This window comes from Novosphingobium sp. 9 (genome assembly GCF_025340265.1).
GTDB lineage: Bacteria > Pseudomonadota > Alphaproteobacteria > Sphingomonadales > Sphingomonadaceae > Novosphingobium.
On record NZ_CP022708.1, the window covers coordinates 615,168 to 628,896 of the forward strand.

General features: G+C 66.2%; 11 protein-coding genes and 1 pseudogene. All 12 read right to left on the minus strand.

Going from position 1 to position 13,729, the window contains the following annotated elements:
- The gene (locus tag CI805_RS17440) at window positions 1-399 is read right to left on the minus strand and encodes a hypothetical protein (RefSeq protein ID WP_260929581.1); all 399 of its coding nucleotides are present in this window, start codon (window positions 397-399) and stop codon (window positions 1-3) included.
- Window positions 400-422: 23 nt separating this feature from the next.
- Window positions 423-1,949, minus strand: a complete 1,527-nt coding sequence (locus CI805_RS17445; protein ID WP_260929583.1) for a hypothetical protein — start codon at window positions 1,947-1,949, stop codon at window positions 423-425.
- A gap of 337 nt (window positions 1,950-2,286) precedes the next feature.
- Entirely contained in the window at window positions 2,287-3,255 is a 969-nt protein-coding gene (locus CI805_RS17450) for a fumarylacetoacetate hydrolase family protein (RefSeq protein WP_260929585.1), read from the minus strand.
- Window positions 3,256-3,259: 4 nt separating this feature from the next.
- Window positions 3,260-4,054, minus strand: a complete 795-nt coding sequence (locus CI805_RS17455) for a cyclase family protein (RefSeq protein ID WP_260929587.1) — start codon at window positions 4,052-4,054, stop codon at window positions 3,260-3,262.
- A pseudogene (locus CI805_RS17460) lies at window positions 4,051-5,207 on the minus strand (alpha/beta hydrolase family protein). Before CI805_RS17460 ends, CI805_RS17455 begins: the two are co-directional and overlap by 4 nt.
- Window positions 5,208-5,213: 6 nt before the next feature.
- Entirely contained in the window at window positions 5,214-6,125 is a 912-nt protein-coding gene (locus CI805_RS17465; protein WP_260929589.1) for a VOC family protein, read from the minus strand.
- 25 nt (window positions 6,126-6,150) lie between these two features.
- Complete coding sequence (locus tag CI805_RS17470; protein ID WP_260929591.1) at window positions 6,151-7,266, minus strand: FAD-dependent oxidoreductase; 1,116 nt, start codon at window positions 7,264-7,266, stop codon at window positions 6,151-6,153.
- Between the two features lie 83 nt (window positions 7,267-7,349).
- Window positions 7,350-8,270, minus strand: a complete 921-nt coding sequence (locus CI805_RS17475) for a LysR family transcriptional regulator (RefSeq protein ID WP_260929592.1) — start codon at window positions 8,268-8,270, stop codon at window positions 7,350-7,352.
- Between the two features lie 89 nt (window positions 8,271-8,359).
- Window positions 8,360-10,006 carry a GMC family oxidoreductase gene (locus tag CI805_RS17480; protein WP_260929594.1) on the minus strand — a complete coding sequence of 549 codons (1,647 nt, stop codon included), beginning with the start codon at window positions 10,004-10,006 and terminating at the stop codon, window positions 8,360-8,362.
- A gap of 19 nt (window positions 10,007-10,025) precedes the next feature.
- Window positions 10,026-11,261, minus strand: a complete 1,236-nt coding sequence (locus tag CI805_RS17485; RefSeq protein ID WP_260929596.1) for an MFS transporter — start codon at window positions 11,259-11,261, stop codon at window positions 10,026-10,028.
- Complete coding sequence (locus CI805_RS17490; RefSeq protein WP_260929598.1) at window positions 11,258-12,313, minus strand: sugar phosphate isomerase/epimerase family protein; 1,056 nt, start codon at window positions 12,311-12,313, stop codon at window positions 11,258-11,260. Before CI805_RS17490 ends, CI805_RS17485 begins: the two co-directional genes overlap by 4 nt.
- On the minus strand, window positions 12,310-13,455 hold the full coding sequence (locus tag CI805_RS17495; protein WP_260929600.1) for a Gfo/Idh/MocA family protein: 1,146 nt from the start codon (window positions 13,453-13,455) through the stop codon (window positions 12,310-12,312). Before CI805_RS17495 ends, CI805_RS17490 begins: the two co-directional genes overlap by 4 nt.
- Window positions 13,456-13,729: the final 274 nt, after the last annotated feature.

Consider the following 13,729-nt stretch of genomic DNA (forward strand, 5'->3'; position numbering starts at 1 on the left):
CTATCGAAGCTCGCGCCCGATCCGGGGAACCCGGTCTTCCAGCCACTCCGGGCAGTTGGCGCCGGTGCCGTCGGTATCCAGCCGCAGCATCCACCATCCGGCGAAATAGGTCGGATCGTAGGTGCTTTCGCAAACCGCGCCGCAACGCGACGTCGCCTCGAACACCGTCATTGTGCGTGAGCGGTTCGTCGCGCGTGCGACGGTGGTGAAGCCGTTGAAGATCACCACGTGCCCGTCGCGCAGCAGGATGTCGCCGGGGCGCAGGTCGTTGATGGTGCGCACCGGGCTGGGGCAGGCATGGTCGGGGCCGGTCGGCACGGCATAAGTGCCGCCGTCGCGCGCCTTCACCGTGCGCGGGCGGACCATGGCTCCGGTCGAGCGGATGCGAAGGTTGAACACTCGCGCGACCAGCGCCGAGCAGTCTATGCCGAGCGGGTAGTTCGCAGTGTTCTCCTTCCAGCCGCCGGCGCTTTCCGGCTGCCGCCATTCGAGCCCTTCGCCGATATGGCCGATGGGTGGCGGCGTTCCCGTTGCGCCCGGAGCATAACCGGCAAGACGCTTCGCAAAGCTGTCGGCCAGATCCTGCCCGCCGATAGAATAGGGGACGGACCGGAGCTGGGCGCCGGGCAGCAGGTCGACCAGTTGCCGCGGGCGCACCCAATGCGCCCCGCCATCGGGATTGGGGCCGTCGCGCACAAGGACCGGGAAATCGGGACCAGTGCCGAGCGCACCGCTGGCGTCGGCGCCGATCCGGCACTTGCTGCGGCCTTCGCAGGGGCGGTTGTCGGCGCCTTCGGGATAGTGCCAGCGAAACGCGATCTGCGCTTCGAGCGTCTTGCGGGCCTCGTCGTAGCCAACGACGGGGTGGCGTGCGGTGCGGCAACGTCGGCTTCTTCGGGGGCGTTGCCGGGGGCGGGATCGTTGCGATCGACATCGAGCGGGTCGGTGGCGTGATGGCCATCGACCAGCGCGATGCGGCCCTGGCGGGCGTCCCCCAGATCGGCGAGGTCGTAGCGCTGCAACTCGAAGTGCCCGCGTCCGGGCGCGCTATGGTCTGCCGTGGCGATCCAGATCGCATCGCCGCGCGGGCCAATGGCGCCGGCGATATAGTCCAGCCCCGGCTTCTTGAGCAGCGTCGTGACCGGGATCGAGCGGTCGGGACGCAAGGCGGGCACGTCGGCGACATCGATGCGCACGGTCTGTGTCGGGGTGCCGCCATCGGGCGCGAATACCCCGACGTATTGCGTAACCATCAGGCGTCCATCCGTAGCAGCAACGGCCTCGCCTTGAGGCCCCGCCCGCGCGATCTCGCTCCACCACAGCAATGTGCGACCCTGCCCAAGCTGCCCGACAAAGCGAACGGCGAAAACCTCGTGCCCATCGTGCGCAGGCACGTGCGCGCGGCGTCCGCCGGGCAGTGGCCAGAACGCGTCGGGGGTGGAGGCCTTGCCGGACCGGATGGCGGGCGGCGTATCCGCGAGAGGATGTACCGGCCCCATGGCGAAGCGGCAGGGGCCGACGATCGGCATCGCGGCGACGGCGGTCCGGGTGATCGTCATCGCGCGTCGCTCGCGCAGATCGTATCCGCCTTTTTCGTCGGGGCCATAGGGCTCGGCGATCAGGCGGGCGCCCGTGGCGGTATAGACGGTTCGCCCCGGCTCGAAGCTGTCGGGCATAAGGCAGATGGCCGGTGGCCGGTCGAGCGCCTCGGCTTCATAGCGGCGGATCTCGCGGTTCCAGGGATCGACGACAAGGATATATTGCCCCATGGCGACGACGTGGCTGGGCCCGGCACCATCGGCGACTTCGCGCAGGAAAGCCCTTGCCTGCGGCGTCATCGGCGCATCCTTGGCCTGCTGGGCCTGAGCGGGTAGTCCGCTCAAGGCCGTCAGGCCCAGACCGAGGCCGATATTGCGGAACAGGGCAGTGAGGCCGAAAGAAGGGTTCAACACGAGGTCCTAGTTGCGCGTCCGAAGCCCATCGCGCGGATCGGCCGACAATATGAGACGAGAGGCCGCGAGGAAAGGAATGGACTTGCGATCGGAGATATGGAGCATCCTCGTATCAGCCTTCACTCGCCTGTGACATCCCGCGCCTGAAGCAGACAGGCCATCATCTTGACGCAGGCAGGGAAGGCCACCCCGAAACGGTTCGCAAGGGTATAGCCTGAAGGCAAAGGGCCGGGCCGTTCGCGATGGAGGCGCAGGATCGCGGCGCGCGCGGGTGCGTGATCGGCAGGGCGGGAACAGGTGTCGTGTGGTTCTATTCGCCTGACGCCCCGATCGTTCAGGCAGCAGCGCCTGTGGCCATGACGACCTGCTCGATGATGCCGAAGGGCATGGTATCGGACACGATGCCTGTCATTTTCACCTGTTGGCCGAAATGCAGGAAAGGCGTCGGTTGGCGCGCCTCGATTACGTCAATCGCGCGTCGTTCGGACAGGCAGGAGGAGCCGACGCTGGCATAGTCGCGCGAGGAAACCGTGCCGGAGCCGATGACCGTGCCGGCCACCAGATCGCGCGTGCGGGCGGCGTGGGCGATCAATTCGTGAAAGCCGAAGGCCATCTCCGGGCCGGAGGGCACATCGCCAAAGCGTTCGCCGTCGATCCACGAGGCGAGGCGACCGTGAACGCGCCCGTCGCGCCAGTTTTTGCCCAGCATGTCGGGTGTCACGGCAAAGGGCGCCATCGAGCAGGGCGGCTTGGCCTGTACCCAGCCGAAGCCGGTCTTCATCTCGATGGGCGCGATCGTGCGCAGCGACCAGTCGTTGATCTGGACGATCAGGCGAATGTGATCGAGCGCCTCGGCAGCGGAGGTGCCCATCCGCACGGCATCGACGATCACGCCGAACTCGCCTTCGAAATCGATGCCGTCGTCTTCCGAGGGGAAGGGGATGGGATCGTTCGGGCCGTAGAACCGGTCGGACAGGCCCTGATACATCAGCGGGCGTTCGCTATCGATCGGCGGCAGGCCGAAGGCGCGCTGCATCAGTTCGCCATGCTGCGGATAGGCCGACCCGTCTAGCCACTGCCAAGTGCGCGGCAGCGGCGCCATCAGGAGGGCCGGATCGAGCGGATCGCCTTCGCCGCTCTCCAGCCTGTCAGCCAGTTCGCCGAGGCGCGGGGCGGTGATCGCCCATTGCTCGACCGCGCCCAGCAGCGTGCCATCGGCCAGCGGCAGGCAGCGCGCGCCGTCCTGCGAGACGGCCACCAGTTGCCCGTCTGGCCGTCCGTTGCGCAAGGTCGCAAGGCGCATCGGCTCAGGCGTCCTCAAGGATGGCGACGGCGCGGGTCCACCCGGCCGAGGCGCCCTTGATCTTGTGCGGGAAGCACGAGACGATGAACCCGTGCGGCGGCAGGGCTTCCAGATTGTGCATCTTTTCGAGGTGGCAATAGCCGATGTCGCGACCCGCCTTGTGACCTTCCCATATCAGCGAGGTGTCGCCGGTGTCCTTCACCTTCTGCGCGGTATGCGCGAAGGGCGCGTCCCACGACCAGGCATCGGTGCCGGTGACGCGCACGCCGCGCGTCGTCAGGTACATCGTCGCCTCATAGCCCATGCCGCAGCCGACATTGACGAAATCGGGGCGTCCCAAGGCCTTCCCCGCCGCCGTGTTCACCAGAACGATGTCGAGCGGCTGGAGATCGTGGCCGATCCGCGCCAGCTCGTCTTCCACGTCCTGCGCGGTCACGACATAGCCATCGGGAAAGTGCCGGAAATCCAGCTTCACGCCGGGCTGGAAGCACCATTCGAGCGGCACTTCGTCGATGGTGATCGAGCGCTCGGGCTCGCCGTCCTGGCCGTTCATCGTCGGATGGTAGTGATAGGGCGCATCGAGGTGCGTGCCGTTGTGGGTGGTCAGCTTCACCCATTCGGAGGCCGCGAACCCGGCGCCATCGGGCGTATCCGCGGCCGTGACGCCGGGGAAGAACATGTCCAGCTCGGGCGCGGTGTCCATGTGGTTCTGGTAGGTGATCTCGGGCCGCAGGAACGGCGGGTCGCTCACCACGTCGTTGCACAAGGTGATCGAGAGGTCGATGAAACGGCGAGTCATGCGGTGGTTCCTCCCAGGGTCTCGGCAAACCAGTCCGCGATCAGGTCGCGGCCATAGGCCATGTTGTCGGCGCCGACATGTTCGACGCCGCCTTCGCGCGGGGTGAAGATCACTTTTTCGCGGCGGGGCGAGTTCACCAACTGATCGAACAGATCGTCGGCATAGCCCACGCTGATCTGGCGATCATTGGCGCCGTGGGTGACAAGGAAGGGCACCTTGATGCCATCCATGTGACCGTTGAGGTTCATCGCTTCCGATTTGGCCAAGAAGTCCGCCTGATCGCTGGCGCCAAAGGCCCAGTGGACGTGCGCCCAGTAATGGGGGACGGGGTTTTCGCCCTCGCGCGCCATGCGCTTGTCCTGCACTTCGCGCCAGTTGTGGTTGGCGCCCCAGACCGCGCCGCTGGCAAAGCGCGGCTCGTAGGCGACCGCGCGCGGCGCGAAGTGCCCGCCGAGCGAGATGCCGGTCATGCCGATGGCCTTGGGATCGACCTCGTCCTGCGCCTCCAGCCAGTCGACCGCCTTGCTGGCCCAGTGTTCCGCATGGGGATCGACGGGCAGCCCCTGCAGGCGCAGTGCCTCGCCCGAGCCGGGCTGATCGACGCACAGGGTCGAAATGCCGCGCCGCGCCAGTTCCTGCGGCAGGCGGGTCCAGTAGAGCAGTTCCTTGCAGCTATCGAGGCCGTTGCAGAACACCACCACCGGCTTGCGCCCCTCACCCGGCGCGCGGGTGAACAGCGCGGGCATGGTGCCGGTGTCGAGCGGGATTTCCACCCGCTCGCGATTGATCGCGCCGAGCACGGTCGACCGGTCGAACGCCTCGCGCGCCTTCGCATAGGTTTCCTGACGACCGGGTGGCCATGGCCCTGCATGCGTTCGGCGGTGATGAGATAGAGCGAGGCGCGCTCCAGCTTGTTCGAGGCGGAGAACGTGCGGCCCTTCGCCTCATCCTCTGCGGCCAGTGCGAGCAGCTTGTCGCCCATCGCTGCCCAGGCCTTCATGAACTGCGGCGTCCCGGCATCGGCGCCGTTGTTCGCGGCCTCACGGATCGGCTGGCACATGTCGACGATCTCGCCAAGTTGCGCGCCCGATTCCATCGCGATCGCGACCGACAGGTTCCAGATATAGTTCGGGAAATACTCGAAGAGTGCCATGGGAAATCAGACCTCGGCCGGCTGGAACAGCTTTGCGTCGGGTGCGGGGTGGGGCATCGTCTGCGGGCCGCCGACGCCGATGCCCCACTGGTCCATCACCGTGGGGGCGGGCACGTGGACCTTGTCCTCGTGCAGCTCGAAATCGACTTCCTCCAGTTCCGCGCTGTATTCGACCACGAAGCCGCCCGGCGTCACGAAATAGCTGAAGGTGTTGTTGCCCGCCGTATGCCGCCCCGGTCCCCAGCGGATATCGGTGCCGCGCTTCTTGAGGCGGCTGGCGCCCCGGAACATGTCGTCCACGGTCAGCATGTCGTAGGCGACATGATTGAGGCACGGCGGTCCGGGCAGGATGGCAACGCGGTGATGCGCGGAATTGCAGCGCAGGAAGCACATGAAATCGCCCAGCCAGTCACTGACCCGGAAGCCCAGCACATCGGTGAAGAAGCGCACCATCGCCGGATGATCGGGGGAGTGCAGGACGATGTGGCTGATCTTTACAGGAACGCCTTCCCAGCGCGCCATCTCGCGCTTGTCCAACGCTTCGACGCCAGCCGAAATCTCGAAGGGCAGGCCATCGGGCGAGAAGAAGCGGAAGCCGTAGCCGCCGCCCGGCGCATCGAGATCGCGCGGCGCGAAGATCACCTTGCAGCCGGCGGCCTGCACCTTTTCGTGCAGCGTATCGACATCGGCGGCGCTGTCGGCGGCGAAGGCGATCACCTCGACGTGGTTCACCTCGGCCTTGTGGAGGCGCACCACGTGATGCTCGTCATGCCCCTGCGTCTTGAACCACGCCATGTCGTTGGTCGCGTCGACTTCCGTCAGGCCCCAGTCGTCCCTGTAGAACGCGCGTTCGGCCTCGAAATCCTGCACAGCGTATCCGACGTAGCGGATTTCGGTCACTCGGCTGGTATCGGTCATGTTCGGTGCCTTTCGGGCGAATGTGTCAGATGGGCTGCGAGACGACCGCGAACATTTCCGCAGTGGCCTTGTGGTTGTCGACCGGCGGGCCCTTGCCGATCTGGCCGTGGCAGATGGCGAGCGAGCTTTCGACGATGTAGCGGCAGCGTTCGTAGCGGCGCGCGCGATAGGCGGTGAACGCGGATTCGGGTGTTTCATGGCGCGCCAGTTCCTCCGCCAGCACGAGCGCGTCCTCCACCGCCATGCCCGCGCCCTGTCCCAGATGCGGGGTGGTCGCATGGACGGCATCGCCCAGCAGGACGACGCGGCCCGCATGCCAGGCGCCATGCACCATCACCCCTTCGAGGGGACGGTAGACGACAGCGGCATCGTCGGTGATCTGCTCGGCCAGTGCGCGGATCTGCGGGGCGGTGTGGGCCAGCTTGCCGCGCATCACCCCGGCGATGCCATCGAGCGGATACCAGGGATTGTCCGGTTCGCGCGTGGTGACGAACATGTACATCGTCTCCGGGCTGATCGGCACAAGGCCCAACCCGGTCGGCCCGTTGAAGACTTGCAGCGCGTCCATGCCTTTGGGGCGCGGGAAGTTGTAGCGCCATACCGACTGGCCGGTGAACTCCGGGCGTTCGGCATCGGGCAGGATCATCGTGCGGGTCTGCGAATAGACGCCATCGGCGCCGATCACGATGTCGAAGCGCTGTTCCTGGCCGTCGGAAAAGCGGACGCTCACGCCTGCGCCATCGTCCTCGAAGCCCTCCGCCGTCACGCCAAGGCGGATTTGTGCGCCCAGACCCTTCGCGCTGTCGCCCAGTACCTTTTGCAGTGCGCGGCGACCGATGCCGACATTGGCGGGCTTGCCTTCGACCAGCGCGGGCGAGGGGACGCGGGCCACCATCGTGCCATCGGGAATGTATATCTCCACCGCGTCGAAACCGCTGGCGGCATCGAGGAAGGCATCGAGCACGCCCAGTTGTTCCATCGCGCGCACCACGTTCGACTGCTGGATGATGCCGACGCCGTAGACGGACCATTCAGGGTCCTTCTCGATCACCGTGACCGTGTGCCCGCTGCGTCGCAGCGCTATCGCCGCCGAGAGGCCGCCAATGCCGCCACCGACGACAAGAATGTCGAGTCCGTTCAAGTCCGTCTCCCGCCGTGTCCTTTATTCTTCAGGGACCATAGCGGGTTATGTTCATGCATAAATTCGATTGTTTTTATCGATATCTATTCGTCATTTCTATGCGCTTGTGAGGCGGCTTCGCGCAGCTTCGACAGCAGCCATTGCAGGCCCTCGTCGGACGCGCGGCTGCGGTGGAACTGGATCATCTCGCGCATCGGCGCAAAGGCGAAAGGGATCTGGGCCCAGCGCAGCGGGAAACTCTCGACCATGCGCCGGGCGAGGCGCTCCTGCATCAGCGCGAGGCGCGGCGTGCCTGCCAGCAGCCAAGGGACGGTCGTGAACGAAGGCGTCTCGATCTCGATCCGGCGTTCGAGGCCCATCTGGTTGAGCTGGCGGTCGGCGAAGGCGAAATCGCGTCGTCCGCCGATACGTACGGCGACATGCCCTGCGGCGAGGAAGGCCTTGCGATCCAGCACGGGCTCGAACACCGGGTTCTCGCGCCAGCCGACGACGACATGGCGTTCCTCGAAGAACAGGTCGCTGGGATGTTCGGCCACCACGAACTGCTCTGGCGCGACGAAGATATCCGCGCGCCCTTCGCGGAAATCGGCCTGCGCGGCATCGCTGGGCAGCGTCAGTTCGATGCGGATGTTGGGAGCAATGCTGGAGAGCTGCTGGAGCACCGGCGCGATCACCGCCGTCACCACATAGTCCGATACCACCAGCCGGAAGGTGCGGTGCGTCGTCGCCGGATCGAAGCGGCTGGCCGTGACCAGCATCGCCTCGACCGAGCGCAGGCATTCGCGCACCTGCGGCACCAGCGCCTCGGCGTAGGCGGTAGGATACATGCGCTTGCCCTGCACGACGAGCAACTCGTCGTCGAAAAACTCGCGCAGGCGCATCAGCGCGGCGCTCATCGCAGGCTGGCTGAGGTTCATCTGTCGGGCAGCATGCGACACGCTGCGGGTTTCCAGCAGCACGTCGAACGCGCCCAGCAGATTGAGATCGAGACCCTTGAAACGCACTACAGTCTATCCTCTCTACCGATCATATCCTGTTTGATGGATCGATAGCATGGATCGTTATCCCCTGTCCCGCGTCTCGTAAGACTGTTTCAGTCGCGGTCCTCAAGCATCAGTTCGGCAGCGCGCCAGCCGATCACCATCGCGGGGCCGTTGGTGTTGCCCGCAGGCGGCACCGGCATGACCGAACAGTCGACCACGCGCAGGCCCTCGATACCGTGGACGCGCAGCCGTGAATCGACAACGCCGCTCTCAGGGCCATCCTCGGGCGTACCCATGCGGCAAGTGCCGGTGGCATGGACGCCGGGGCTGGTGAGCCATTCGAGCACGCTGCCGATCTCCTGGTCGCTTTCGACAGCGGCGCCCGGCACCACTTCCTCGCCCACGAAGCGCGAGAGGGCAGGGCTGGCCATGAAGCGGCGCACGAGGCGGACCATCTCGATCATGAAAGCCTTGTCGGCAGGATCGCCCCACCAGTTTGCATCGAGATCGATCCCGTCCGCCACATCGGCGGAGCGGATCGCCACGCTGCCCCGGCTTTTGGGGCGCAGCGAGATCGCGTTGACGGTGATGCCCGGCTTGTCTTCCAGCGCGCCGCGTCCCGGATCGGCCTTGATCTCTTCGCTCGATCGCATCGAGAACGGACCGATGCCGAACTGCACGTCGGGCCAGTCCGGCGCGGAATGGAGCGAGAGCAGCGCGGTCACTTCGGGCGAGGTATAGGCCATCAGGCCCTTGCGGGTCAGGTAATAGCGCAGGACATGCGTCATCAGCCGCCAGCCCGAGAACTCGCGGTTGGCGCCCGGATCGTTGTGCAGCCGCCACGACATCGAGAACATCGCATGATCGGCCAGATTGCGCCCGACGCTTGGAGCCTCGTGCAGCACGGGCACACCGGCGCGCTCCAGCACCTCGCGCGGGCCGATGCCTGAGAGTTGCAGCAGCTTGGGGCTCTGCAAGGCGCCTGCCGAGAGCACCGCCTCGCGATTTACGCCGATGGTGCGCCGGTTCCCGGCAGCATCGCGCACGGCCACACCGGTAACGCGGCTGCCGGCCAGCAGCACGCGTTCGACCAGCGTATCGGTGAGGACGGTCAGGTTCGGGCGGCCCATCGCGGGCTTCAGGAAGGCCTGATAGCTCGACGCGCGGCGGCCCTTCCGGCTGACCGTCGCCTGCGTATAGCCGATACCGGTAGTGCCCGGCGTGTTGATGTCGGCAAGCCGGGGCAGGCCCATCTCGACCCCGGCTTCCACCGTCGCGGCAATCGCGGGGGAGCGATAGGGCAACTGCGTGACCTGCAAGGGCCCGTCGCGACCGCGCGAGGCATCGGCCCCGTCGCCGCGATAGCTCTCCATCGCCTTGAAGCAGCGCTCGATCTCGGACCAGCGCCATTCGGTCATGCCCTGCGCGGCCCAGCCATCGTAATCGGCGGGCATGCCGCGCAGATACCAGGTGCCGTTGGTCGAACTCGATCCGCCAAGGCCGCGCCCATAGGGCCAGACTTCCCCGGCAGGACGGCCCGGCTGTTCCTTCACCGGGAAGTGCCAGAAGTGTGTGGGGTTGCCGAACATCTTCATGAAGGCGCGCGGCATGTTGACGAGTTCGGTCTCGTTGTCGCCGCCGGCCTCGATCAGCAGCACGCTGGAGCGGCCATCGGCGCTGAGCCGTTCGGCCAGCGTACAGCCGGACGAACCGGCGCCGATCACGATGTAATCGTAGTCCTGCAGGGTATCGGTCATGGAAGGTCGGTCTTTTCGATCAGGCGGCGGCGCGGCTTGCGCGGCCAAACAGGAAGGGAGGGACGAGCGCCAGAACCAGCGTCAGCGCACCGAACAGCAGTAGCGAGGGTTGCAGGCCGCCGAGCATCGAAGCGCCAGCGCTCACCAACGGCGGGCAGACGAACAACCCGGCGAAGAAGGCGGTCGCCCAGATGCCCATGCCGCGCCCGCGCTGCTCGATGGGCAGAAGTGCCTGCCCCCAGGCGAGCAGCGAGGGGATCACCATGCCGCCGCCCAGTTGCTGGATCGCTGCCCCTACGGCGACGCCGTGCCAGGTGGGGGACAGCGCGATCACCAGCACGCCTGCACCGATCAGCAGCCCGGCAAGGCCCAGCAGTTGCCCGATCGAGCGCGCATGCATCCGGCGATAGAGGATGGCGCCCAGAATGTAGCCGAGGCTGGTGACGGACTGGATCAGTCCGACCCGCGTGGCGGACCCTGCACCCTTGTCGGTCAGCACGGTCGCGACGTGCAGCGGCTCCACGTAATAGAGCACGGAGGTGACGATGGTGATCGCACCGATGATGGAGGCCGCCTTCCACGGAAAGCCAAGGCGCGGACCGGCGGGGTCGGCGGACTGGCGTGCAGGCTCTTCTATGAACACCAGCGCCAGCAGGAAGGCCGGGATGGCGAGGGCGTAGATTGCGAAAGGTCCGCGCCAGCTAAGGTCCGCCAGCGCACCGCCTGCCGCGATCAGCAGCGTCCCGGCGATGGAGGTGGATACACCCACCCACGTTACCCAGCGATAGCGCCGCTCGCCGAAGTAATCGCCGATCAGTGCGCTGGAGATGGTGATGATCGCGGCCTCGGCCATGCCCAGCAGCGCGCGGCTCAGCACGATCAGGTAGAGGTTGTCGAGTACCAGCGGCGCAAGGCCTGTCAGCACGTACAGGCCCATCGCGCCGACGAAGGTGGGGCGGCGGCCAAAACGATCGGCGGCCCACCCCGCGAGCGGCGCGAAGATCGCCACGCACAGCGAGGGGATCGTCACGATCATCGGCACCAGCAGCCCGGCATGCGGGTGCGGCCCGAAGTGTGCGAACAGGCGCGGGATCGCCGGGAACAGCGAGACGATCGCCATGACCGGCAGGACTTGCGCGAAGATCAGTGTCAGGCCCTTGCCGGTCTCGCCACGGATGGCGTCAGGCTGTGCGGCGGGGAAAGCGGTGGTGGCCATGGCGGCAGGGTTCCCGATGGCGGCTGCGGGGCGGCTCATGCGTCCAGCCCCAGCAGGCGGCGGTTGGCGGCAGCATCGATGCCGCTGGCGGCGAAGTCGTCGAAAGCGCGTTCGGTGACGCGGATGATATGGTCGCGGATGAACGGGGCTCCCTCGGCAGCGCCCTGCTCGGGGTGCTTGAGCGCGCATTCCCATTCGAGCACGGCCCAGCCGGGAAAATCGTATTGCGCCATCTTCGAGAAGATCGCCGCGAAATCGACCTGCCCGTCGCCCAGCGAACGGAAGCGGCCGGGGCGGTCTACCCAGCCCTGATAGCCGCCGTAGACGCCCGAACGTCCATCGTAACGCAGTTCGGCATCCTTGACGTGGAAGCAGCGGATGCGCTCGTGATAGATGTCGATGAAGCGCAGATAGTCGAGGTGCTGAAGCACAAAGTGGCTGGGATCGTAGAGGATCGCCGTGCGCGACAGATTGCCGGTCGCCTCAAGGAACCGCTCGAAGGTCACGCCGTCGTGCAGGTCCTCGCCGGGATGGAGTTCATAGGCGCAGTCGACCCCGGCATCCTCGAAGGCATGCAGGATCGGCGTCCAGCGGCGCGCGAGTTCGGCGAAGGCTTCCTCGACCAGACCCGCCGGACGCTGCGGCCAGGGGTAGACGTATGGCCATGCCAGCGCGCCGGAAAAGGTCGCATGGGCGGTGAGGCCAAGGCGGGCGCTGGCCTGTGCCGCCAGCGTGACTTGCCGGATCGCCCATTCGGTGCGCGCCCTGGGATTGTCGCGAACCTCAGGCGCGGCGAAGGCATCGAACAGGCTGTCGTAAGCAGGGTGGACCGCCACGAGCTGGCCTTGCAGGTGCGTGGAAAGTTCGGTGATCTCGACGCCGCATTCGCGCACGCGGCCCAGCAGGTCTTCGCAATAGCCTTGCGAGGCGGCGGCCTGCTCCAGATCGATCAGGCGCGGATCGCAGGGCACCTGAATGCCCTCGTAGCCGAGCGAGGCCGCCCAGCGCGCGAGGTTCTCCAGCGTGTCGAACGGAGCCTCTGCGCCCATGAACTGCGCGAGGAAAATGGCAGGGCCCTTGATCGTCTTCATGCCACGCACTCCTTGTCATGCTCGTGCAGGGCAACCCACCCGAGCCCGTCGCGACTGGCGATGACCGCGCGCTCGACGAAGCGCATCGAACGTACGCCGTCCGCGATGCCGGGCAGGATATCGCTGCCTTCGCCGCGCAGACGCTGCGCGAAATCGCGATAGAGGTTGGCGAAGGCTTCGAGATAGCCTTCGGGGTGTCCGGCGGGCAGGCGCGTTGCCGCCGTGGCCAGCGGAGAGAGGTGGCCGAGCCCGGTCGTGAGGATTTCGCAGCGCCCGTCGAGATGGCGATACTCCAGCCGGTTGGGGCTCTCCTGCCGCCAGATCAGCGCACCGTGCGTGCCGTAGATCCGCAAGGACAGCCCGTTGGCCTCACCCACGGCCACTTGACTGGCGAGCAGAACGCCGCGTGCGCCGTTATCGAAGCGCAGGAGCACCGAGGCATCGTCATCCAGCGCGCGTCCTTCGACCACGGCGGCGAGATCGGCGCAGAGCGTGCGCACCTCAAGCCCGGTGACGAACTCGGCAAGGTGGAAGGCGTGGACACCGATGTCGCCGATCGCGCCGCCAAGCCCGGACTTGCCGGGTTGCGTGCGCCAGCCGGCCTGCTTGTTGCCGTCCATCTCGATCGGTTCGGCCAGCCAGCCCTGAAGGTATTCGGCAACGACCTTTCGGACCGGGCCGATCGCCCCGGCAGCGATCATCTCGCGCGCCTGCCGGACCATCGGATAGCCCGAGTAGGTATAGCTCAGCGCGTAGGGCGCGTTGGCCTCGTCCACCACGTCTGCCAGCGCAAGCGCTTCGTCGAGCGTAGCGGTGGCGGGCTTGTCGCTCATCACCGCGATCCCGGCTTCCAGCGCCGCGCGGGCGATGGGCAAGTGGGTGTGATTGGGCGTGGCGATCGTCACGAAATCGATGCCGTCTTCGCGCTGGCGTTCGGCAGCGAACATCTCGGCATAGGAGGCATAGGCGCGTTCAGGCGCGATACCGTAAATCTCGCCTGCCTGGCGCGAACGCTCCGGGTCGGAACTGAAGGCTCCCGCGACCAGTTCGATCTCGCCATCCAGTTCGGCGGCGATACGGTGAACCGGGCCGATGAAGGCACCGGGCCCGCCGCCGACAAGGCCCATGCGCAGCCGCTTCATGCGATGCGTTCCGACTTGGTTGTGATGGCTATTGGTGATCTGGCCTTGAACATGGCGCCTGTGCTCTCCCGCTTCCCTTTTCATGGGCTTGCATGAACTCAATACTATGCGCTCGAAATTTTGAAAATCTATTGCTTCAATCGTCATCGATCCAAATTGCTGATGACATTGATGATAGATTTTTCGGATTTGATCGGATCAAAACAATCAATTTCTGAAATCCTGCGACTATGGTCTAGCACAAGCATCGATGGTGATGGCGCTGCGGCGTACA